Below are 22,680 nucleotides of genomic sequence, written 5' to 3' on the forward strand. Positions count from 1 at the left end.
CCGATTCCTGATTGGTGATCGCCGCGGACAGGTGGTTGCGGGCAGCCGTCTTGTCGCCCGCCACGATCGCCATGGCGCCGAGGTGATAATCGGTGAAGACCTTGAACCAGTCCGGGCCCTTGAGCGCGCGCACGCTTGCCATCGCCGCCTTGCCCTTGCCGGCGCCGACATCCGCCCATGCGGTGATCAGCGCATGGGTCAGCCGGTCGAGGTCGTTAGGCCCCTCGTAGGGGAGTAGCGCCTTTGCTTCCTTGAACTTGCCGTCGCGAATGGCGTCGAGCCCACGTACGATGGTGGTGATCCGCTCGACGGCCTTGTCGTCCTTGAGGGCGTCGGCTTCCTTGAGGCCCTCCTCGAACTCGCCATTGAGGAAGAGCGCGATCATCAGCCTTTCGCGGATTTCGAGATTGGCGGGATCGAAGCCGAGCGCCTTGCGGTAGAGCGTGATCGCGGTCGGATAGTCATGATCCACGTCGGCGGTGCGGGCTGCGAGAAATGCGCCGGAGAAGGAATGCACGTTCTCGGGGGTGAAGGTTACGATTTCCTTCGCGGTGGGAGCTTCCTCGGAAGGAGCGGCCTTCGCCGTCATGCCGAAGGAGAGTACTGCGACGAGAGCCGCGCTGGAAAGCAGAAGAAGGCTGGAGTTCCGCCGCATGAATATGCCTTTCGCTGATGGTGGCGCGACGTTTCGCGCTCGCCGTCCCGCATCACTTGATTCACGATAGAATGGCTTTTTTGGTACCGGACTGCAAGAAATCTCGGGCTTCGTTTCCTGCCGCGGCGATCACGAAGCGAGCAGCGCCATCCGTTCCAGGTCCTTCGGCCGCCCGCAAAGCCGGAAGACGGCGAGAAGGTCGTCACGGCTGGCGATGAAGGTTTTGGCGGTGCGATAGCTGACTTCCTGTCGCTCCTTGATTGCCACTCGATGCCAGGCACCCTCCGAGAGCGCGTCGAAGCCGGCCATGATTTCCACCGGTATTTTGCCGAGATCCGGGCGCAGCAGGATTTGCGAACGAAAACGCTCGGTACCGGTGCCGGCCACGTTGGGAAACCCATGCCGGCGGACAAGCCGCTCCGCGTCGGCAATGGAAATCAGAACATCGATATCGGCAATCGGCGTCGGCATCCGGTATCCGTGGAGCCGCATCGCGGTTCCGCCGAACACGCACCAGGGATCCCGGCACGCCGACATCAGGTCGGCGAGACGGTTCAGCGCCTCTTCGAGCCGATGGTTGTCGTCCCCAGCCCTGTCGTCCGGAGCACCCATCAGCTTTAGTTGACGCGCTGGATCGAGAAGTCGATCACTTCCATGAGCGCGGATTTGAGCGGCGAGGCCGGCAGCGGTGCCAGGGCATCCCGCGCGATGGTGCCGTAATGCTCCGCCCGGCTGATAGTGTCGTTGAGCGCGCCGTATTTGTTGATGAGCCCGAGCGCCTTTTCCAGGTTCTCGTCGCTGCTTTCGCCCTTCTCGATCGCCTCGCGCCAGAAGGCCCGCTCGGCTTCCGTGCCGCGGCGATAGGAGAGAATGACCGGAAGCGTGATCTTGCCTTCGCGGAAATCGTCCCCGACATTTTTGCCGAGATCGGCTGCCTTGCCGCCATAGTCCAGCGCGTCGTCGACGAGCTGGAAGGCAAGCCCAAGGTTCATGCCGTAGGATTTGAACGCGGCGCGGCCGGCCTTGTCGGCATTTGCGATGATCGGGCCGACTTCAGCCGCCGCAGCGAAGAGGGCCGCCGTCTTGGCGCGGATGACGGCGAGATAATCGTCCTCCGTCGTCTCCATGTTCTTGGCGACGGAAAGCTGGAGAACTTCACCCTCGGCGATCACAGCCGCGGCCGTGGAAAGCACGTCGAGCGCCTCGAGCGAGCCGACATCCACCATCATCCGGAAGGCCTGGCCGAGCAGGAAATCGCCCACCAGCACGCTCGCCTGATTGCCCCATATGGTGCGCGCGGTGGATCTGCCGCGGCGCAGGTCACTTTCGTCCACGACGTCGTCATGCAGCAGCGTCGCCGTGTGCATGAACTCGACGCTGGTCGCGAGCTTCACATGGCCATCGCCCCGGTAGCCGAAGAGCGAGGCGGACGCGAGCGTCAGCATGGGCCGCAGGCGCTTGCCGCCCGAAGAGATCAGGTGGTTGGCGACCTCCGGGATCATCTGCACGTCGGAGCCCGCCTTCGACAGGATAAGCTGGTTCACCCGTTCCATATCCGCTTTGGTGAGATCCACCAGTGGCTTGACGGAAGCCGGTTTGTTTTTGCCTTCTTCAAGCGGTATCACGACGCCCAACGATCGGACTCCTGTTCAAATCTTGTGCAGGACAATAGAAAGGGGAACATAGTGCGGCAAGGGCCAAATCGCTTTTTCGCCCAGTTTTGGAAGGGTTTCCCAAGGGATGCGTGAATTAATCCGAACGAATGATGCCGTGCTTCTGTCGTTTGCGGAAAGCCTCATGAAGGATGCGGGCATCCATTGCCTGATCGCCGACCAGGCGATGAGTGTGCTCGAAGGCTCGCTCGGCCTCCTGCCGCGCCGCTTCCTGGTCGATGAGGAAAGGGCGAAACAGGCTCGCCGCATATTGATCGACGCAGGATTAGAGGCGGAGTTGAGGGACGACCAGGCATGAAGGAGACCGTCGATGCCTTTCATCGCGGCCGCTTCCATGTAATCCAGCCGAAGGGGGAAGGACATCGCTCCGGCGTCGACGCAATGCTGCTTGCCTCTCTTGTCGAGGGGGAAGGGCCGATCAGCGTGGCCGACCTCGGCGCGGGCGCGGGCGCGGCCGGACTGGCCGTAGCGTCACGCCTCGATCACGCGAAAGTGCTTCTTGTCGAGCGTTCGCCGCTGATGGCCGACTACGCCCGCAAGACGCTCGCCTATCCCGAAAACGAAAGATTTGCCGATCGGGTGCGGGTGATCGAGGCGGATGTGACGCTCACCGGTAAGGCACGGCTTGCCGCGGGGCTTGATGACGAGGTCCATGACCACGTCATCATGAACCCGCCGTTCAACGATGCAGCGGACCGGCGCACGCCCGACCAGTTGAAGGCCGAGGCTCATGCGATGAGCGAAGACCTGTTCGAGAGCTGGCTTCGTGCCGCGGGCGCGATCATGAAGCCGGGCGGGCAACTTTCCCTGATCGCCAGGCCGCAATCGATCGGCCAGATCATTGCCGCCTGCGGGAAGCGTTTCGGCGGGCTGGAGATCACGGCCGTCCATCCTCGTCCCGGCGAGGATGCCACCCGGATACTGGTTACCGCGATCAAGGGTTCGCGAGCGCGGCTTACATTCAGGGCACCCCTCATCCTGCATGGCGAGACGGGGCATGGTTTCACGAAGGAGGCCGACGACCTCAACAACGGCCGCGCCGTCTATTCCCGCCGGAAACGCTGAAATTACTGAATTTTCACCGATCAACCATTGCGTTTGCGGTCCGCTTACATACATCACGGGTTCACGATTTGCGTCTGACAGGATGGACAATGGCAGGTTTTTTTCAGCGTTTGATGCCGAAACGGTTTCGCAAGAAGGGGGTGACCATCCCCGTCGTCAGGCTTCACGGCGCAATCATGACCGGCGGCGGGCAGTTCCGCCCGGTTCTGAACCTTGCCACCGTCGCGCCCGCTCTGGAAAAGGCCTTCGCCAGGAAGGACGCGCCGGTCGTCGCCATCTCCATCAATTCGCCGGGCGGCTCGCCGGTGCAGTCGCGGCTGATCTTCCAGCGCATCCGGTCGCTGGCCGAGGAGAAGGACAAGAAGGTCCTTGTCTTCGTTGAGGATGTCGCGGCCTCCGGCGGCTACATGATCGCGCTTGCCGGCGATGAGATATTCGCCGATCCGACCTCGATCGTCGGATCGATCGGCGTCGTTTCGGGCGGCTTCGGTTTTCCGGAACTCCTGCGCAAGATGGGTATCGAGCGCCGCGTCTATACCGCTGGGGAGAACAAGGTGATCCTCGATCCCTTCCAGCCGGAAAAGGAAGGCGACATAGAATACTTGAAGACGCTGCAGCTCGAAATCCACACGGTCTTCATCGACATGGTGAAGGCGCGCCGCGGCAGACGGCTGGCAGATGATCCGACGGTCTTTTCCGGCCTGTTCTGGACCGGCACCCGCGGGCTGGAGCTGGGGCTGGTCGATAGCCTCGGCGAGATGCGGGATACGTTGAAACGCCGTTATGGGGCGGATACGAAGCTGGAATTGATCGGCAGCGCGCGGACGCTTTTCGGCCGCAAGGTTCCGGGCGTCGTGTTCGGCGGTGGCCATGCCGGCGAAATTGCCGCGGGCGCCACGGCGGGCCTTGCAGCCAGCCTCGAAGAAAAGGCATTGTGGAGCCGTTACGGGCTTTGAAGACCGCGCGAGGATACGAGGGGAAATGGCGCAGCTCATATTTCTGATTATTTTGTTGGGTGGCGGATGGCTGCTCTACAAGAAATTCATCAAGGATGCAGAAAAGCTGACGGAACGTTCCCGCCGGCAGGAAAAGGAGCGCCAGACCGGCGCGATTGCCACGCTGGAAAAGGATCCTGTGACCGGGGAGTATCGCGTAAAGAAGGACGAGGAGTGAGGCCCGGCCTTCTATTTTCTCCCTTTTATCTGTCGTTCCCAATTTGAGCCCGCATAGCCCACACAGATGATGAACACCGTGCGCGTTTCATCATCCACCGTGAAACAGATGACAGCTTTTTCCGCTGCGGGAATGGCGCGGAGCCTTGGCCGTAGATCGTCGCGAATGCTGCCGATCTTGGGAAGGTCCGCCAGTCGATAAGTGGCAGCTTCTATCTCTGCAAGTTTCCGATCTGCTGTGATTTTGCCGCTATAGTCCTCAATGAATTTGTGGATATCGACCAGATCTTGTTCGGCTCGGGGATGATACTCAAGTCGATAGACTGGCATCAGCTACCCTTGTGCTTTTCTTCGAGCCGTGCACGTACGCGGTCGAAGAGATTATCCTTGTCCATCGCTATCCACTGATCCCTGGGCAATTCCATCCGTCGACGGATTTCGTCCGCCATGCCTGCGAGAGGATCACGGGCCTCGGTTGTTTCCTCGCTCTGTCGCAGGGTGTCGATGCCGGCTTCCAGCACCTTCTCGACCGAAGGAAATTGACCGCTCTCGACCAACTGCTCGGCATAATGCAGATATCGCTCCGATAGGGTCACGTTGTTTTTGACGTTCATCGCGGTTCTCCGGAAATTGCCCGATCCTACCATAGATCGAAATTCAGCGGCATAGTGCAATATGGGCGAACGCATAAATCCTTGACCCTTGGCTGCCCTCGTGGCACTCGTCCGCGACGAAATCACAAAATTCCGGCCATAATCCATGACGAACCTGCCCGACCATATGTCTCCGAAGCGCTCCTTCCAGGGGCTCATCCTCGCGCTCCACAATTATTGGGCGGACAAGGGCTGCGCTGTACTGCAGCCCTATGACATGGAGGTCGGCGCCGGCACCTTCCACCCCGCAACCACGCTTCGCGCGCTCGGGCCGAAGCCGTGGAAGGCGGCCTATGTGCAGCCGTCCCGCCGCCCTTCGGACGGTCGTTACGGCGAAAACCCGAACCGGCTGCAGCACTATTATCAGTATCAGGTCATCCTGAAGCCGAATCCCTCCAACCTGCAGGAGCTCTATCTCGGCTCGCTGGAGGCGATCGGCCTCGATCCCCTGCTGCATGACATTCGCTTCGTGGAGGACGACTGGGAAAGCCCGACCCTCGGCGCTTGGGGCCTCGGCTGGGAATGCTGGTGCGACGGCATGGAAGTCTCGCAGTTCACTTACTTCCAGCAGGTCTGCGGCATTGAATGCTCGCCGGTCGCGGGCGAACTCACCTATGGCCTGGAACGGCTCGCCATGTATGTGCAGGGCGTCGACAACGTCTACGACCTGAACTTCAACGGCCGCGAGGGCGAGGAAAAGATTTCCTATGGCGACGTCTTCCTACAGGCCGAGCAGGAATATTCCCGCCATAACTTCGAGTTCGCTGACACCGCCATGCTGCACCGGCATTTCATCGACGCGGAAAAGGAATGCCAGGCGCTTCTCGCTGCCGGCGCTCCGGGCGCCAGCGCCAATCAGATGCTGCACAAATGCGTCTTCCCGGCCTATGACCAGTGCATCAAGGCAAGCCACGTCTTCAACCTTTTGGATGCACGCGGCGTGATCTCCGTCACCGAGCGCCAGAGCTACATCCTGCGCGTACGTACGCTCGCCAAGGCCTGCGGCGAAGCTTTCCTTCTGACGGATGCCGGCGGTGCGAATTTCGGCAGGGAAGCCGCCTGAGGAAGGCTGGATTTCTCCAGCCCTTTGGCTCTAACCCTTTGGAAATTTGACGCAACCGACGATTTATGCCTAGTGTCCCGCCGTAGACTTCCGGTCTCAGGGGGATTCGCGCATGTATATCCTGCTCGGCATCATCGTCGTCGTCGGCCTCTATCTGGTCTTCCTCTACAACAGCCTGGTGAAAAGCCGGCAGATGGCCGAAGAGGCCTGGTCCGGCATTGACGTGCAGTTGAAGCGTCGCGCCGATCTCATCCCGAACCTCATCGAGACGGTGAAGGGTTACGCGGCGCACGAGAAGAGCACGCTTGAGGAAGTGATTTCGCTTCGCAATCAGGCACAATCCATCCCGAGCGGAGATGTCGCTGCCCGCGCGCAGACAGAAGGGCTGCTCTCCCAGGCGCTCGGCAAGCTCTTCGCGCTGGCGGAGGCCTATCCCGATCTCAAGGCCAACCAGAACTTTTCGGAGCTGCAGGCCTCGCTGGAAACCATTGAAAGCGAGATCCAGATGTCCCGGCGCTACTATAATGGCGCCGCCCGCGACCTGAACGTCAAGGTGGAAAGCTTTCCGTCCAATCTCGTCGCCGGCCAGTTCGGCTTTTCGCAGCGCGAGTATTTCGAAATCACCGACGAGGCGGATCGCGCCGTGCCCGCCGTCAAGTTCTGACGCCGTTGGACTTTGGCGAAGAAGGCATTTATGAGCGGGCTCGCGCCCTTTGATCGACTGCGCGAGCGACGGAAGAGACAGACATCATGGCCAGAGCCAAGCTCACGATAATCCCCCCCGGCAAGCCGCTTATCGGCCGCGCCGCTCCTCCCGGCTCGAAATCGATCACCAACCGCGCATTGCTTCTGGCCGGTCTGGCTAAGGGTACGAGCCGGCTCACTGGTGCGCTGAAGAGCGATGATACGCGCTATATGGCGGAGGCTCTGCGCGCCATGGGAGTGAAGGTCGAAGAGCCCGACGCGACCACCTTCGTGGTGACCGGCTCCGGCAAGCTTCAGCCCCCCGCAACACCGCTCTTTCTCGGCAATGCCGGTACTGCGACCCGCTTCCTGACGGCCGCTGCGGCGCTCGTCGATGGCAAGGTCGTGGTCGATGGCGACGAGCATATGCGCAAGCGGCCGATCGGCCCGCTGGTCGAGGCACTCCGCTCGCTCGGCATCGACGCCTCAACCGAGACCGGCTGCCCGCCGGTGACGGTCAACGGCAAGGGCGGCTTCGAGGCAGAGCGGGTGCGGATCGACGGCGGACTTTCCAGCCAGTATGTCTCCGCACTTCTCATGATGGCGGCAGGCGGCGCCCGCCCCGTCGTCGTGGAATTGCTCGGCGAGCATATCGGCGCGCTCGGCTATATCGATCTCACGGTTGCCGCCATGCGCGCCTTCGGCGCAAAGGTCGAGCGCACCAGCCCCGTCACCTGGCAGGTGGAGCCGACTGGCTACCGCGCCGCCGATTTCCACATTGAGCCGGATGCCTCCGCCGCGACCTATCTCTGGGCCGCGGAAGTGCTGACCGGCGGCCAGATCGATCTCGGCACGCCGGCCACAGATTTCACCCAGCCCGATGCTAAGGCCTACGATCTGATCGCGAAATTCCCGCATATGCCCGCGGAAATCGATGGCTCCCAGATGCAGGATGCCGTGCCCACGCTCGCCGTGCTTGCCGCCTTCAACGAGACGCCGGTGCGCTTCACCGGCATCGCCAACCTGCGTGTGAAGGAATGCGACCGCGTTCGCGCGCTATCGACAGGCTTGACCAATATCCGGCCGGGTCTCGGCACGGAGGAGGGGGATGACCTGATCGTCGCCTCCGATCCGGCGCTCGCGGGTCAGGTGCTGCCTGCCGATATCGATACTTTCGCCGATCACCGCATCGCCATGAGCTTCGCGCTCGCGGGCTTGAAGATCGGCGGCATCACCATTCTCGATCCCGATTGCGTGGCGAAGACCTTCCCGGCCTACTGGGATGTGCTGGCCTCGCTCGGGGTAGCTTACGACGAAGACGCATAAAGGTTTGCAAAAGGCGCGCGGCGCGCAAAGAGGAGGAAGGTCGTGATACGGTGGTTCTCCGGTTTCTGCGTCGCGTTCTTCGCCTTTCTGTCGGTCTTCGTTCTCGCCCTTCCGGCGGTGGCTGAGGAATATATCCGCTCCTATCATTCGGAGATCCGGGTGGCGCCGAATGGCGAACTGGCGGTCGTCGAAACTATTACGGTGAATGCCGAGGGCCGGAATATCCGTCGCGGCATCTTTCGCGATTTTCCTCTGACCATGCAGGATGCGGCGGGCCGCACGGTACGCGTCGGCTTCGATGTGGTATCCGTCACCCGCGATGGCCGGCCGGAGCCCTGGCAGACCGAATCCGTCACCGGCGGCACCCGCATTATCGCCGGTTCGCAGGATGTGCTGCTCGATTATGGCGAGCATACCTACGTCATCACCTACACGACCGACCGGCAGATCCGCTTCTTCGACGATCATGACGAACTCTACTGGAACGTCACCGGCAATGGCTGGCAATTCCGCATCGCCAATGCTTCGGCGCGCGTGACGCTGCCGGAGGGCGCGCGTATTACCCAAACGGCAGCCTTCACCGGCGCTTTCGGCGCGAGGGAACGCGACGCGACCATGTCGGGCAACGGCAATACGGCCGTGTTCGCCACCACGAGAACGCTCGGCCGGCAGGAAGGCCTTACCATCGTCGTCGGCATTCCGAAGGGCGTGATTGCGGCTCCGTCCGCCGATCAGCAGCGAGCCTGGTGGCTGCGCGACAATATGGGTCTTCTGATCGGTTTCGGCGGGCTCGTTCTGGTGGCGCTCTATTATGGCCGCAGTTGGCTTGCGGTCGGCCGCGATCCGGCGCGCGGTGTCATGGTGCCCCGCTGGGATGCGCCGGACGGCATCTCCCCGGCGCTCGTCAATTACATCGAGAACAAGGGCTTTTCCGGCGCGGGCTGGACAGCGCTTTCGGCAAGCGCGCTGGACCTTGCCGTGAAGGGCCATGTCACGCTGGAGGATCTGGATAAATCCATCACCATCCGCCGCACGGACAAGCACGCGGAAAAGGCCCTTCCGGTCGGTCAGGCGGCGCTCCTGCAGGCCGTCGGCGGTCCGGGCGATGCGCTGGTGATCGACAAGGCGAACGGCGACCGCGTGCAGACGGTCGGGGCGAGCTTCCGCCGCGCCATGGAAAGAGAGCACCGCGGCAAATACTACCGTTCGAACACCGGCTATGTGATCGGCGGCATCGCGCTGAGCCTGCTGATCCTGGGCGCGGTGCTCATCTTCGGCAATCTCGATCCGGATATGATCGCCGTTCTGATCGTGCCCACCTTCTTCGCCGTGTTCTTCGGCATCTTCGCGGTGAATTTCGGCAAGGCCATGCGGCGCAAGAGTTCGCTGGCCTCCAAATTCATGATGATCCTGATGATGGGTTTCTTCGGTTTCGTGGCGATCTCCACGCTCTCGGGCATCGTTGTCGGGCTTGCCTCGGAACTGACTGGCATGGACCATTGGCCGATCTTTGTCGCCGTTGGCGGCATCGTTCTCCTGAACGTCATCTTCTTCTTCCTGATGGGCGCGCCCACTCCGCTCGGGCGGAAGATGATGGACGGCATCGAGGGATTGCGGACCTACCTCACGCTTGCCGAAAAGGACCGCATGAACATGGCGGGCGCCCCGCAGATGTCGCCGCAGCATTTCGAAACGCTGCTCCCCTATGCGGTCGCGCTCGATGTCGAAAAACCCTGGAGCCGCGCCTTTGAAACCTGGCTCGCCACGGCGGCGGCCGGTGCGGTGGCAGCGGCTTACGCGCCTACCTGGTATAGCGGGCATTCCATCGGTAATTTCGGCGAGCGCATCGGCGGCTTCTCCTCCTCCATGGCGGATACGATCGCCTCCACCATCCCGACGCCGAAATCCTCCTCGTCCTCCTCCGGCTTCGGCGGAGGCGGCTTCTCCGGGGGTGGCGGCGGCGGAGGTGGCGGTGGCGGGTGGTAGCTTCTGCCGGCGACGGTTCGGCATAGCGTCACCTCCCCCTCAAGGGGAGGGTGAGTGTCTGCCTCGACGGCCTGCCCATATCCGATATGTTGCATCTTGAGATTGAAATTCGGCCGGATGACATGATCAAGAAGAAGCCCTCGAAAACCACTCCGTTCAAGGTTGCCAATGCACGTCGCCTGCGCAATGGCAGCACTGATGCGGAGGCGAAGCTTTGGCGCAATCTGTACCGCATTCCCATGGAAGGGACGCATTTCCGTCGTCAGGTGCCAATTGGCAGGTATTTTGTTGATTTCGCCTGCCATCAAATCGGTCTGGTGATCGAGCTCGATGGCGGTCAGCACGCGGAAGACGCCGCAGTCCTATACGATAACGAGCGCACGGCATTTCTCGAAAACCAAGGCTATCAGGTCATCCGTTTCTGGAACCATGAGGTGACGAGCGAGCTGGACGCCGTTCTCGACACGATATTTGCCATTGTGCAGCAGCGCCTAACTTTGCTAGCAGAGGCCGACAATTTTCACCCCACCCCGGCACTGCGTGCCGACCCTCCCCCTCAAGGGGAGGGTGAGGAAAAGTGACATGCCCGACCTACTCCTAGAGCTTCGTTCCGAAGAAATCCCGGCCCGCATGCAGCGCAAGGCCGCGGGAGACCTGAAAAAGCTCGTTACCGACGTGCTGGTGGAAGCGGGTTTGACCTATGAGGGCGCGCGCGAATACTGGACGCCGCGCCGGCTGACGCTGGATATCCGAGGCCTCACCGCCCGCTCCGCCGACCAGCGCGAGGAGCGCAAGGGACCGCGCACCGATGCGCCGGAAAAGGCGATCGAAGGCTTTCTACGCGGCGCGGGCCTCGCTTCGGTCTCCGAGGCGCAGGTCGTCAGCGACCCGAAGAAGGGCGATTTCTATGTCGCCGTGATTTCGAAACCCGGCCGCGCCGCGGAAGAGATCATCGCCGATGTCATGCCCGGCATCATCCGCAATTTCCCTTGGCCGAAATCCATGCGCTGGGGCGCGGCTTCCATGCCGAAGGGCGCCCGCTTCGGCGGCATCGATGGCAAGGGATCGGAAAGCCTGCGCTGGGTGCGCCCACTGCAGTCGATCGTCTGCGTCTTCGGTCCCGAGCACGAGGAAACCCAGGTCATCCCCTTCGAGATCGACGGGATCGTGGCCGGCAACGTCACCTACGGCCACCGTTTCCATGCGCCGGGCGCGATTACCGTGCGCCGCTTCGAGGATTATGCGGCGAGCCTCGAAAAGGCGAAAGTCATGCTCGATGCCGAGCGCCGCAAGGACGTGATCCTGCACGATGCGCGCGACATCGCCTTCGCCAACGGTCTCGAATTGGTGGAAGACGAAGGCCTGCTCGAAGAGGTTTCCGGCCTTGTCGAATGGCCGCATGTGCTGATGGGCGAGTTCGAGAAGGAATATCTCGAAATCCCTTCCGAGATCATCCGCCTCACCATCAAGACCAATCAGAAATGTTTCGTCTGCCGCCCGCAGGGTGGCGAGGGCCTTTCCAGCCGCTTCATCCTTATCTCGAACATCGACGCCAAGGATGGCGGCAAGGAGATCATTCACGGCAATAGCAAGGTGGTGCGCGCGCGCCTGTCCGATGCCAAGCATTTCTGGACCCGCGACCAGGGCGACCTGCCGGACCTGGAGACGCTGCAAGACTCGGCCGCGAAGTTCGACCTCGATCTCGCAAAGCCGCTCGACCAGCGCATGGCCAAGCTCGACGCGTTGAACGTCACCTTCCATGCCAAGCTCGGTACGCAGGGCGAGCGCGTCGCGCGCATTCGGGCGCTCGCGGCGGAGTTGGCCAAGATCACCGGTGCGGGTCCGGCGCTGGTCGATCGCGCAGCCGTGCTGGCCAAGGCGGACCTGCGCACCGAGGCGGTCGGAGAATTCCCGGAACTGCAGGGCCTGATGGGCCGCAAATACGCGGTGCTGCAGGGCGAAAATCCCTCTGTCGCCGCCGCAATCGAGGATCACTACAAGCCGCAGGGCCCCTCCGATCGCGTGCCGGACGACAAGGTGGCGATCACCGTTGCGCTCGCAGACAAGCTCGATACGCTCGTCGGTTTCTGGGCGATCGACGAAAAGCCCACCGGCTCCAAGGACCCCTTCGCGCTGCGTCGCGCCGCGCTGGGTGTGGTGCGTATCCTGCTGGAGCGGAAGGTGCGGTTGCCGCTTCTCGCCGTGACGAAGGATGCCGATCTCCTCGCCTTCTTCCATGATCGTCTGAAAGTCTACCTGCGCGATATGGGCGCCCGGCACGACATCATCGACGCCGTGCTGACCCCCGATGCCGACGACCTTCTGATGGTCGCCCGTCGAGCCGAGGCGCTGACTGCCTTCATCACGTCCGAGGACGGCAAGAACCTGCTGGCCGGCACCAAGCGCGCCGTGCAGCTCCTCGCGGCCGAGGAGAAGAAGGGCACCGTGATCGCCGATAGCGTTTCGGAAGAGCTGTTGAAGCTCGATGCGGAAAAGGCCCTCTGGGCCGCCATTCAGACGGCTTCGAAGGAAGCATCCGAGGCGATCGCCAACGAGGATTTCCGCTCCGCCATGGAGGCGCTGTCGAAGCTCCGCGCGCCGGTCGATAAATTCTTCGATGACGTGCTCGTCAACGACGAGGACGCGGCGATCCGCGCCAACCGCCTGGCATTGTTGAAGGCGATCCGCGAGGCGACCGGCACGGTCGCGGATTTCTCCAAGATCAGCGGCTGATTTCCCAAATCCATTGGCAAATGGTGGCATATGTGTTACTAATTGCCAATGAAGATCACCGAATACCTGGACCGGAATGGATCGAGCCCGTTCAGCCGGTGGTTTACGAAAATCGACGCACGCGCCGCTTCGAAGGTAACAATCGCCTTGGCGCGGATCGAACAGGGCAACCTTTCGAACGTCAAATCGGTCGGCTCGGGAGTCATGGAATACCGGATCGACTACGGTCCCGGATATCGAATTTATTTCGGCCGTGACGGCGATCAACTGATCATCTTATTGGTTGGCGGCACCAAGCAGCGGCAACAGAACGATATCGAGACGGCGCAAACCTACTGGCAAGAATATAAATCCAGGAAAGGAAGCTAAGATGGCGCTGACCCGGGAATTTAAGGAAACGATCAAGGCGCGTATGGACAAAGACCCAGCATTTCGCGCGGCTCTGCTTTCCGATGCCGTGGAACTGCTTCTCGAAGGCGATCTGGATACGGGCAAGAGCGTTTTGCGCGACTTCATCAACGCCACGATTGGTTTTGAGGAATTGGCCGGAAGGGTGAACATGCCCTCGAAGAGCCTGATGCGGATGTTCGGCCCAAAGGGCAATCCGCGGGCCGACAACCTTTTCAATGTCATCCGCGAACTTCAAGAGAGTTCAGGCATCCATCTTGCGGTTGCCGCAGCATAAGAAAACCGCCGGGCTTTTGACCCGGCGGCTTTGTTTTTGCCTGAAGGTGGCTGCTCAGCCCGCCATGCGCATCCGCTGCGCCATCTGCTGCAGCCCGCCCGAAGCCGAACCGGAACCATTGACTCGGAATCCGCTGATGAGGCCGATCAGCTCTTCGGTGTCGACCGCGAGCGCTTCGGCCGAGGCCGTGGTCTCTTCCGCCATTGCCGCATTGTGCTGGGTCGCAGCGTCGAGCTGATTGAGCGAGGAGGCTATGGAACGCAGCGTCGTATCCTGTTCGGATGCCGAATGGGCGATCTTGCTGACGATGTCGCTCGCCGCCTTCACCTGATCGGAGATGCGCTTCAGCGCCTCGCCGGCTTCGCCCACCAGCCGCACGCCGTTCTGCACCTGGCCGGAGGAGCGGGAGATCTGGTCCTTGATCTCCTTGGCCGCCGCGGCGGAACGCTGGGCAAGCTCGCGGACCTCTTGAGCAACGACCGCGAAGCCCTTGCCGGATTCCCCGGCACGGGCGGCTTCCACGCCCGCGTTGAGCGCAAGCAGGTTGGTCTGGAAGGCGATGTCGTCGATGACGCCGATGATCTTGGAGATTTCGTCCGAGGAGTGCTCGATCGCGCCCATGGCGTCGATCGCCTGGGTGACGATCTGGTCGGAGCGGCTGGCTTCGCCGCTGACGGAAGTCACCCGCTGGGCGGCCTCATGCGCGCCTTCAGCGGTCTGGCGCACGGCAACCGCCAGTTCGTCCAGCGCGGCGGAGGTCTCTTCCAGGTTCGCGGCCTGCCGTTCCGTCCGCTGGGAGAGTTCGGCGGAAGCCCGGCGGATTTCCTCCTTGGAGCCGCCGATATCGACGCTCTTGGAGTTCACCTTCGCCATCGCGGCTTCCAGATGGGAAAGCGCGTCGTTGAAGTTCGTGCGCAGCGAGGCGTAGCGGCTGCCGAGATCGCCGCAGCGGACCGTCAGGTCGCCGCGGGCGAGATCGGCCAACGCATCGCCGATCGTGGAAACGACGCGGGCCTGAAGCTGCGCTTCTTCCTGCTGCATGTCGGCGTTCTGCTGCCGCTCGCGGTCGAGCTCCTGCTGCTGCTTCACCTGGCGCTCGGCCATGGCATGGCGTTCGCGAATCTTTTCCTGCAGCGCCTGGGTGGCTTTGGCCATCAAGCCGATTTCGTTCGACATCTCCGTGTGGGGAATGGCGATCGAGACGTTCTCGTCCGCCACCGCTTCGAGAGCGGTGTGGACTGCCGCCAGCGGCCTGGTGATATTGCGGATGACGATCGCCGCAACGCCGAGCGCCACGAGGAAGGCGATGATCCCGGTGCCGACCACTTCCATGATCGTGTTGTTCACCTTGGCGTCGAGGTCGTCGGTATAGACGCCGGTGGCGACCACGACTTCCCAGGGTTTGAAGTCGGCCGAATAGACCGCTTTCTTATAGACTTCATCAGCCGGTGTGCCGGGCTTTTCCCAATAATATTCGGTAATGCCGCCGCCGGCGCGACCCTTGGCGACCAGTTCCTCGCGGAACAGGTTCCCCATCTTGTCGGGCTGGCCCTTCTGCTGGACGCCGACGGTTTTCGGGTTGAAATGAAAGACTGTGACCATGTCGTAGCTCATGCCGAAGATATAGCCGGCCGGCTCGAACTTGATGGCCGCCACATTGGCATAGGCGAACTTCCGGGCGTCCTCGCGGGTCAGCGTGCCGGCCTGCTCCTGCTCGTAATAATACTGCATGATCGAGACGGCGGATTCGACCTGGTTTTCCAGCATCTCGTAACGCTCGGCATAGATCGAAGCGATCGAGGAGCGGACCTGGTAATAGGTCACGGTGGCGAAGGCCACCATCAGCACGGCCACGAGGGCCAGCAGTTGGTAGGATATCTTCAGATTCTTCATTTTCTACTCAATGTTCAGGCGGCCGGAAGCTTCCGCCAGGAAGCGGCCGGTGCGATGCGGGGTCTTGTTGGGGAGGCGCATCCTGCGCCGATCATGTGCGTCATCGCACCTGGCCGCAAAGTGCAGCCGAACATTTGAGAAAAATTTAATATTCTTCGCGGCTTGGCGAGAAAGACCCATAAAATTTTATGGGCCTGCGCCGGTCGCTGGTTAGATGCGCTCTTTGAGTGTTCTGCCTCAGTCGAGGCGGGGGCGAAGCTGGAAGCCGGCAAGCTCGAGCTCAGCGGGTTCGGTGGTCTCGTGCGCATCGACGGCGCTCGTCATCGTCGCAAGGTCTATCCCGTCCGAAGGCGGGTCCGCGGCGGCGATCGCCGCTTCGGTCGAGAGCCCGTCGAGCAGATCCACCTTCGCAACGGCATGGGGCCCATCCGCCATCCATGCCGGCATCTTGCGCACATGCACGACAGGCGAGCCGCCGAGCCAGGCTTCGGTGCGGGCGATCTTCCGTTCGCCGTTGATCTCGATGACGGCGGTCTTTTGCGTTCCGGGTTCGAGCTGCGGCACACGGTAATCGGTGCTTTCCTGCTTGGCAGGCGGAGGCGGGCAGTCGGGGCAGGCCTTCATCACGATGCTGCCATTGCCGCTTGGAGTGTCGGCGAGCGGCGTGATCGATGACGCGAAGGCCGCGTCGGTCGCAAACACCAGGGCGATGGACAGGATCAGACGGCGCATGACGCAACTCCCCTTTTGCTCGAGAGATAGCGTCGCTTCGTTTCGATCCCGTCAGGAGAAACGGTAAATTTTGAATGAATCCCGCGTGTGGATTATTGCTGTTCGCGCGCAACCGCTCGCCAGCCGATATCGCGGCGGCAGAAGCCGTTCTCCCAGCCGACATGCTCCACCAGCATATAGGCGTGCGCCTGGGCCTCGGCCACGCTCTTGCCGGTGGCGGTCACGTTGAGCACGCGCCCGCCGGTCGCGACGAGCGCGCCGTCTTTCAGTGCCGTTCCCGCGTGGAAGATCTTCTCGCCTTCGCGGGTCTGCGGAAGCTCCTTGATCGGAGTTCCCTTGTCGTAGGAGCCGGGATAGCCCTTGGAAGCCATCACCACGGTCAGCGCGACATCGTCGCTCCATTCCGCCGAAACCTTGTCCAGCGTGCCGGTCGCGGCCGCATAAAGCAGCGGCAGGAGGTCGCTCTTCAGCCGCATCATCAGCACCTGGCATTCCGGATCGCCGAAACGGACATTGTATTCGATGAGCTCCGGCCCCTTGGCCGTGATCATCAGCCCGGCGAAGAAGACGCCGGTGAAGGGATAGCCGCTTTCCGCCATGCCGCGGATCGTGGGCTCGATGATTTCGCTCATGGTGCGGGAGACCATCTCGGGCGTCATCACCGGGGCAGGGGAATAGGCGCCCATGCCGCCGGTATTGGGTCCGGTGTCGCCATCGCCGACGCGCTTGTGATCCTGCGCGGTGGCGAGCGCCAGCGCCGTCTCGCCGTCGGAGAGGCAGAAGAAGCTCGCCTCCTCGCCGTCGAGATAAGCTTCCACCACCACTTCCGCGCCGGCCGCGCCGAAGGCGCCTTCGAAGCAATCGTCGATTGCGGCAAGCGCCTCGTCGACCGTCATGGCGACGGTGACGCCCTTGCCGGCGGCAAGCCCGTCCGCCTTCACGACGATCGGAGCACCCTGTTCCTCGATATAGGCGCGGGCGGCGGTGGCATCGGTGAAGCGGCGATAGGCGCCGGTCGGAATATCGTAGCGGGCGCAGAGGTCCTTGGTGAAGCCCTTCGAACCTTCGAGCTGCGCGGCGGCGGCGGAAGGCCCGAAGACGGCAATGCCCTTCGCCCTCAGGCTGTCGGCCAGGCCATCCACCAGCGGCGCTTCCGGCCCGATGACGACGAATTCGATCCCCTTGTCGGCGCAGAAGGCGGCGACGGCGGCGTGATCCTCGACATTCAGGGAGACGAGTTCGGCATGTTCGGCAATGCCGGGATTGCCCGGCGCGCAGTAGAACTGCGTCAGTAGCGGCGACTGGGCAAGCTTCCAGGCGAGCGCATGCTCGCGTCCACCCGAACCGATCAGCAGAACCTTCATGTTTCGCCCCTTCCTGTTCCTGACCGGCGGTTAAGGGGAGGGGCGGTAAAGGTCAAGTGAAATGCGCGCGATGTCGCTCCTCACTCTAATCCCTGCGGAAAGAGGGGCAGGCAAAAATGTGGAGCTTATGAGCGGCCACATTGCCTTGCCTTAAACTTTGACTATGGTCTCGCCTCCGATTTGAAAGTGAGAGACCATATGGCCGCCGACACCCGCTTCCTTGCCGCCGCGATCGCCGTGGAGATCAACGCCCGACCGGAGCAGGCCGCTGCCGCGATCGGATTGATCGATGAGGGTGCGACTGTCCCCTTCATCGCCCGCTACCGCAAGGAAGTGACCGGCGGCCTCGACGATACGCAACTGCGCACGCTCTCGGAGCGGCTCGTCTATCTGCGCGAGCTCGAGGCCCGCCGCGCCACGATCGTCGAGTCCATCACCTCGCAGGGCAAGATGACCGACGATCTTGCCGCCAAGATCGGCAAGGCGGCCACCAAGGCGGAGCTGGAAGATCTCTACCTGCCCTATAAGCCGAAGCGCCGCACCCGCGCCGAGATCGCCCGCGAACGGGGCCTAGGCCCGCTGGCGGAGGCGATCTGGGCGGATCGCTCCGCCGATCCTGCAAAGCTCGCGGAAGCCTATATCAGCGACGAAGTGCCGGACGTGAAGACGGCGCTGGAAGGTGCGCGCGATATTGTCGCCGAAACGATCTCGGAAAATGCCGACCTGCTCGGACGCCTGCGCCAGCATATGCGCGAGCGGGCCGTGCTGAGGGCGAAGGTGGTCGATGGCAAGCAGGAGCAGGGCGCCAAGTTCGCCGATTATTTCGATCATTCCGAACGCTGGGCGAACGTTCCGAGCCATCGTGCGCTCGCCATGCTGCGTGGCTGGAACGAGGAAGTCCTGACCGTGGCGATCGAGGTGGATCAGGACGATCCTTCGCCGGTGAAGCCCGCACAGCGCATCATCGCCGCTGCTTTCCAGATTACAGACAAGGGGGCTGCCGACCGCTGGCTGATGGAGGCCGCCGGCTGGACCTGGCGCGTCAAGCTCTCCACCTCGCTGTCGCTCGATCTGATGCGTGAAATGCGCGAAAAGGCGGAGGAAGAGGCGATCCATGTCTTCGCCCGCAACCTCAAGGATCTGCTGCTCGCCGCGCCCGCCGGCTCGCGCGCCACCATGGGTCTCGATCCGGGCATCCGCACCGGCGTCAAGGTCGCGGTGGTGGACGGCACGGGCAAGCTGGTGGAGACCACGACGGTCTATCCCTTCCCGCCGAAGAACGATATCCGCGGCACCCAGGCGGAACTTGCCGCGCTCGTCCGCAAGCACAATGTGGAGCTGATCGCGATCGGCAATGGCACCGGCAGCCGCGAGACGGAAAAGCTGGTCGCCGACATGCTGGCGGCTCTGCCGGCTCCCACTTCGGGAACCAAGCCCACCAAGGTGATCGTCTCGGAAGCGGGCGCCTCGGTCTATTCTGCCTCCGAAACCGCTGCCGCCGAGTTTCCCAATCTCGACGTATCACTGCGCGGCGCCGTCTCCATCGCCCGCCGCCTGCAGGACCCGCTTGCCGAACTGGTGAAGATCGAGCCGAAATCGATCGGCGTCGGCCAGTACCAGCACGATGTCGATCAGGGAAAACTCTCCCGTTCGCTCGATGCGGTGGTGGAAGATGCCGTGAACGCGGTCGGCGTCGATCTCAACACGGCGTCCGCGCCGCTGCTCGCGCGCGTTTCCGGCCTCAGCCGCTCGATCGCCGATGCGATCGTCATCCATCGCGACACCAATGGCCCATTCGAAAGCCGCAAGGAACTGTTGAAGGTCGCCCGGCTCGGCAACCGCACCTTCGAGCAGGCGGCGGGCTTCCTGCGCATCCCCAACGGCAAGGAGCCGCTCGATGCGTCGGCCGTCCATCCGGAAGCCTATGGAGTGGCCAAGAAGATCGTCGCCGCCTGCGGCCGCGATCTGCGCTCGCTGATGGGCGATAGCGCCACGCTGAAAGGCCTCGATCCGCGAAAGTTCATCGACGAAACTTTCGGCCTGCCGACGGTGAAGGACATCATTGCGGAGCTTGAAAAGCCTGGCCGCGACCCGCGTCCGAGCTTCAAGACGGCGACATTTGCGGAAGGCGTGGACGAGATCACCGACCTCAAGCCCGGCATGATGCTCGAAGGCACGGTGACGAATGTCGCCGCCTTCGGTGCCTTCGTGGATATCGGCGTGCATCAGGATGGACTGGTTCACGTATCCCAGCTTGCCGACCGCTTCGTGAAGGACCCGCATGAGGTCGTGAAGGCGGGTGACGTCGTGAAAGTGCGGGTTGTCGAGGTGGACGTGAAGCGCAAGCGAATCGGTCTCACCATGCGCAAGGATGGCGGCGAGCCTGATCCGGCCCCGCGCGGCGATCGAAACAGCCGGCCCGCCAACCCGAAATTCGCGAATACCGAGAAGCCGGCGGCCCAGGGCGCGTTCGGCGCCGCACTCGCAGAAGCCTTGAAACGCCGATAAAAATTCGCCTTACCCCTTGGAAAATCCAACCGTCAATCCATGTTTGACGGTTGGATTTTCTGTGTCATTTTGATGGCAAAAATCCGCTTGTAAGTTCCCTGGAAAGTATTATTTCTTTCCAAATTGATAAGGCAGCCTTAGTATCTCTGGAGGTGAGACCATGGCCTCGTCCCTTCGCAAACTCCTCGACAGGATTATCAAAACTGGCACCCTGACCGTGAAAGGCCCAGGGGGAGAGCAGCGATTTGGAGGAGGAGGGGGAAGGACCGTCGGTCTTCGCTTCACCGATGACGAGGCCGAGCGGGAGCTTGCGGCCGACCCTCAGTTGAAGCTCGGCGAGCTTTATATGGAAGGCCGGATGATCGTCGAAGAAGGCGACATCTACGAGCTCATGGCGCTCGTCAAGGACAACACGCTGAGCGAGGGCCTGTCCTTCGGCATGATGTGGCGGGGGCTTGCCCGCATCGCGGTTTCCCAATTCCGCAATCGCGTGCCGATCAATCACAATCAGCGCAACGTCGCTCATCATTACGATCTCAGTGAAAAGCTCTTCTCGCTGTTCCTCGACGAGGACTGGCAATATTCCTGCGCCTATTTCAATCCGCCGGGCATTTCGCTCGACGAGGCGCAGCTCGCCAAGAAGCGCCATATCGTGGCGAAACTTCAGGCCGAGCCCGGCCAGCGGGCGCTTGAGATCGGCTCCGGCTGGGGCGGCATGGCCATGTATCTCGCCGAGTCCTCGGGCGTCGATGTCACCGGCATTACGCTCAGCAAGGAGCAGCTCAAGATCTCGCGCGAGCGAGCGGCCAAGCGCGGGCTTGCCAACAGCGTCCGTTTCGAACTGCAGGATTATTATTACCTGCCGCCGCAGAAGCAGTACGATCGCATCGTTTCCGTCGGCATGTTCGAGCATGTCGGCCGGCTGAACTATCGAAAGTTCTTCAACAAGGTGGATGATGTGCTCGCCGATGACGGCGTCATGGTGCTGCATTCGATCGGCCAGCCCCACCCGGCGCTCATCACCAATCCGTGGATCGAGAAGTACATCTTCCCCGGCGGCTATATTCCTGCGATCAGCGAGGTGATGCCGGCGATCGAGAAGGCGGGTCTCCTGGTATCGGATATCGAGATCCTGCCGATGCACTATGCCCATACGCTGCGCCACTGGCGCCAGCGCTTCATGGCGAACAGGGAGAAGGCGGCCGCCCTTTACGACGAGCGTTTCGTGCGCATGTGGGAGTTTTATCTGGCCGGCTCGGAAATGGCATTCACGCACGAGAAGTTCTTTATTTTCCAGATGCAGATCGTCAAGCAGCGGATGGCGGTGCCGGATAACCGGAACTACATCTACGAACGCGAGGCCGAATTGAAGGCCTTCGAAGAGCAGCGCCTGCCGCTGGACAAGATCGCGGTCTGAGAGGCAATCGCTTTTCCTTGACCGGTTCGCGGGGCGGGGAGTAGAACCCGCCAATGACCAACGCCGACGATCTCAACGGGCGCGTTTTCGACGCGCCCTCGGACAACTGGGTCTACCGGGTGCTGCCGCGCCCGGCATGGCCCTATGCGCAACTCGCCCGCTGGGATCGGCCGATCGGCTGGCAGCTTCTGCTCTGGCCATGCTTCTGGTCTTCGGCGCTCGCCGCCAATGCAGCGGCGGCCGAGGGTAGCTTCTCGCTACCGCTCTTCCTCTTCCATCTCGTCCTCTTCTTCATCGGCGCGGTCGCTATGCGCGGCGCGGGGTGCACCTATAACGATCTGGTCGATCATGACATCGATATGGAAGTGGCGCGCACCCGTTCGCGGCCGCTGCCTTCGGGCCGGGTGACCCGTTTCGAGGCAAAGGTCTTTCTGGCCGCCCAGGCATTGGTCGGTCTGCTTGTGCTGGTTCAGTTCAACGGCTTTGCGATTTTCCTCGGCATCCTGTCGCTTGCCGTGGTTGCGATCTATCCCTTCGCTAAGCGGTTTACGGATTGGCCGCAATTCTTCCTCGGGCTTGCCTTTTCCTGGGGTGCGCTGATGGGCTGGGCCGGCATGTTCGGCAGCCTTTCCATGGCGGCGATCTGGCTCTACATGGCCGCGATCGCCTGGACGATCGGCTACGACACGATCTACGCGCATCAGGACAAGGAAGACGACGCGCTGATCGGCGTGCGCTCGACTGCGCGGCTTTTCGGAGAAAGAACAAAGCCCTGGCTGATCGGGCTATACGGCGCGGCACTCGTCTTCCTGCTGCTCGCCTTCCTCGCGGCCGGCGTCGGCCTGCTTGCCTATCTCGGCTTGCTGGTCGCGGCTCTCATGTTCGCTTGGCAAATCCTGGTTCTCGATATCGACAATCCGGACCAGTGCCTCAAGCTGTTCAGGTTCAATTTCTGGGTCGGCACGGTTCTTTTCGTCGGCTTGCTTCTGGCCCTTCTCGTGGCTTAGATAATTTCAGAAGAAGTGTGAAAACGCAAAAAGCCCGGCAATGAGCCGGGCTTTTTCGTAAATC

Annotated in this window: 22 protein-coding genes and 1 pseudogene; 15 read left to right on the forward strand and 8 right to left on the reverse strand. The window is 62.0% G+C overall.

Features of this window, described 5'->3' with window-relative positions; all coding sequences use genetic code 11:
* From ACE04I_RS08970 to ACE04I_RS08980, 3 genes and pseudogenes are all read right to left on the reverse strand, one after another.
* A pseudogene (locus ACE04I_RS08970) lies at window positions 1-655 on the reverse strand (tetratricopeptide repeat protein); the annotation flags it as partial.
* A gap of 129 nt (window positions 656-784) precedes the next feature.
* Complete coding sequence (locus ACE04I_RS08975) at window positions 785-1,267, reverse strand: hypothetical protein (RefSeq protein WP_046796008.1); 483 nt, start codon at window positions 1,265-1,267, stop codon at window positions 785-787.
* Window positions 1,268-1,272: 5 nt separating this feature from the next.
* A complete protein-coding gene (locus ACE04I_RS08980) occupies window positions 1,273-2,289 on the reverse strand; it encodes a polyprenyl synthetase family protein (RefSeq protein ID WP_046796007.1) in 1,017 nt (338 codons plus the stop codon).
* Window positions 2,290-2,395: 106 nt separating this feature from the next.
* Between ACE04I_RS08980 and ACE04I_RS08985 the strand changes: the two genes are divergently transcribed.
* From ACE04I_RS08985 to ACE04I_RS09000, 4 genes are all read left to right on the forward strand, one after another.
* Complete coding sequence (locus tag ACE04I_RS08985; protein ID WP_046796006.1) at window positions 2,396-2,626, forward strand: putative signal transducing protein; 231 nt, start codon at window positions 2,396-2,398, stop codon at window positions 2,624-2,626.
* The gene (locus ACE04I_RS08990; RefSeq protein WP_487206657.1) at window positions 2,623-3,393 is read left to right on the forward strand and encodes a tRNA1(Val) (adenine(37)-N6)-methyltransferase; all 771 of its coding nucleotides are present in this window, start codon (window positions 2,623-2,625) and stop codon (window positions 3,391-3,393) included. The genes ACE04I_RS08985 and ACE04I_RS08990 overlap by 4 nt, the downstream gene beginning before the upstream one ends.
* Window positions 3,394-3,482: 89 nt before the next feature.
* Entirely contained in the window at window positions 3,483-4,349 is an 867-nt protein-coding gene (locus ACE04I_RS08995) for a S49 family peptidase (RefSeq protein WP_046796004.1), read from the forward strand.
* A 25-nt stretch (window positions 4,350-4,374) separates the two neighbouring features.
* The gene (locus tag ACE04I_RS09000; protein WP_046796003.1) at window positions 4,375-4,566 is read left to right on the forward strand and encodes a hypothetical protein; all 192 of its coding nucleotides are present in this window, start codon (window positions 4,375-4,377) and stop codon (window positions 4,564-4,566) included.
* Between the two features lie 11 nt (window positions 4,567-4,577).
* On the opposite strand, the gene ACE04I_RS09005 is transcribed toward ACE04I_RS09000, so the two are convergent.
* On the reverse strand, window positions 4,578-4,895 hold the full coding sequence (locus ACE04I_RS09005; protein WP_046796002.1) for a type II toxin-antitoxin system RelE/ParE family toxin: 318 nt from the start codon (window positions 4,893-4,895) through the stop codon (window positions 4,578-4,580).
* Complete coding sequence (locus ACE04I_RS09010) at window positions 4,895-5,179, reverse strand: hypothetical protein (RefSeq protein WP_046796001.1); 285 nt, start codon at window positions 5,177-5,179, stop codon at window positions 4,895-4,897. Before ACE04I_RS09010 ends, ACE04I_RS09005 begins: the two co-directional genes overlap by 1 nt.
* A 145-nt stretch (window positions 5,180-5,324) precedes the next feature.
* On the opposite strand from ACE04I_RS09010, the gene ACE04I_RS09015 reads away from it, so the two are divergent.
* The 8 genes from ACE04I_RS09015 to ACE04I_RS09050 all read left to right on the forward strand — a co-directional run bounded on the left by ACE04I_RS09015 (window position 5,325) and on the right by ACE04I_RS09050 (window position 13,695).
* On the forward strand, window positions 5,325-6,281 hold the full coding sequence (locus ACE04I_RS09015; RefSeq protein ID WP_046796000.1) for a glycine--tRNA ligase subunit alpha: 957 nt from the start codon (window positions 5,325-5,327) through the stop codon (window positions 6,279-6,281).
* 112 nt (window positions 6,282-6,393) lie between these two features.
* Window positions 6,394-6,945, forward strand: coding sequence for a LemA family protein (locus ACE04I_RS09020; protein ID WP_046795999.1), 552 nt, complete (start codon window positions 6,394-6,396; stop codon window positions 6,943-6,945).
* Between the two features lie 86 nt (window positions 6,946-7,031).
* Window positions 7,032-8,291, forward strand: a complete 1,260-nt coding sequence (locus ACE04I_RS09025) for a 3-phosphoshikimate 1-carboxyvinyltransferase (protein ID WP_046795998.1) — start codon at window positions 7,032-7,034, stop codon at window positions 8,289-8,291.
* Between the two features lie 42 nt (window positions 8,292-8,333).
* A complete protein-coding gene (locus ACE04I_RS09030; RefSeq protein ID WP_046795997.1) occupies window positions 8,334-10,277 on the forward strand; it encodes a DUF2207 domain-containing protein in 1,944 nt (647 codons plus the stop codon).
* A gap of 122 nt (window positions 10,278-10,399) precedes the next feature.
* On the forward strand, window positions 10,400-10,858 hold the full coding sequence (locus ACE04I_RS09035; RefSeq protein ID WP_046796088.1) for an endonuclease domain-containing protein: 459 nt from the start codon (window positions 10,400-10,402) through the stop codon (window positions 10,856-10,858).
* A gap of 1 nt (window position 10,859) precedes the next feature.
* Window positions 10,860-13,010, forward strand: coding sequence for a glycine--tRNA ligase subunit beta (gene glyS, locus ACE04I_RS09040; protein WP_487206992.1), 2,151 nt, complete (start codon window positions 10,860-10,862; stop codon window positions 13,008-13,010).
* A 48-nt stretch (window positions 13,011-13,058) separates the two neighbouring features.
* Window positions 13,059-13,379 (forward strand): type II toxin-antitoxin system RelE/ParE family toxin, encoded by a 321-nt coding sequence (locus ACE04I_RS09045; RefSeq protein WP_487206993.1) that lies wholly within the window; start codon window positions 13,059-13,061, stop codon window positions 13,377-13,379.
* A gap of 1 nt (window position 13,380) precedes the next feature.
* Entirely contained in the window at window positions 13,381-13,695 is a 315-nt protein-coding gene (locus ACE04I_RS09050; protein ID WP_046795995.1) for a helix-turn-helix domain-containing transcriptional regulator, read from the forward strand.
* A gap of 54 nt (window positions 13,696-13,749) precedes the next feature.
* On the opposite strand, the gene ACE04I_RS09055 is transcribed toward ACE04I_RS09050, so the two are convergent.
* The 3 genes from ACE04I_RS09055 to purD all read right to left on the reverse strand — a co-directional run bounded on the left by ACE04I_RS09055 (window position 13,750) and on the right by purD (window position 17,684).
* Complete coding sequence (locus ACE04I_RS09055; RefSeq protein WP_046795994.1) at window positions 13,750-15,588, reverse strand: methyl-accepting chemotaxis protein; 1,839 nt, start codon at window positions 15,586-15,588, stop codon at window positions 13,750-13,752.
* A 237-nt stretch (window positions 15,589-15,825) separates the two neighbouring features.
* Window positions 15,826-16,320, reverse strand: coding sequence for a plant virulence effector HPE1-like domain-containing protein (locus ACE04I_RS09060; protein ID WP_046795993.1), 495 nt, complete (start codon window positions 16,318-16,320; stop codon window positions 15,826-15,828).
* A 92-nt stretch (window positions 16,321-16,412) separates the two neighbouring features.
* Window positions 16,413-17,684 (reverse strand): phosphoribosylamine--glycine ligase, encoded by a 1,272-nt coding sequence (gene purD / locus ACE04I_RS09065; protein ID WP_046795992.1) that lies wholly within the window; start codon window positions 17,682-17,684, stop codon window positions 16,413-16,415.
* A gap of 198 nt (window positions 17,685-17,882) precedes the next feature.
* Here purD and ACE04I_RS09070 point away from each other — a divergent pair, with 198 nt between their 5' ends.
* The 3 genes from ACE04I_RS09070 (at window position 17,883) to ubiA (ending at window position 22,616) form a co-directional block, all read left to right on the forward strand.
* Window positions 17,883-20,192: a Tex family protein gene (locus ACE04I_RS09070; protein WP_046795991.1), complete on the forward strand. Its 2,310-nt coding sequence runs from the start codon at window positions 17,883-17,885 to the stop codon at window positions 20,190-20,192.
* A gap of 160 nt (window positions 20,193-20,352) precedes the next feature.
* Complete coding sequence (locus ACE04I_RS09075) at window positions 20,353-21,609, forward strand: cyclopropane fatty acid synthase (protein ID WP_046795990.1); 1,257 nt, start codon at window positions 20,353-20,355, stop codon at window positions 21,607-21,609.
* Window positions 21,610-21,662: 53 nt separating this feature from the next.
* Window positions 21,663-22,616 carry a 4-hydroxybenzoate octaprenyltransferase gene (gene ubiA, locus ACE04I_RS09080; RefSeq protein WP_046795989.1) on the forward strand — a complete coding sequence of 318 codons (954 nt, stop codon included), beginning with the start codon at window positions 21,663-21,665 and terminating at the stop codon, window positions 22,614-22,616.
* Window positions 22,617-22,680: the final 64 nt, after the last annotated feature.

The organism is Rhizobium moroccans (assembly GCF_057559155.1).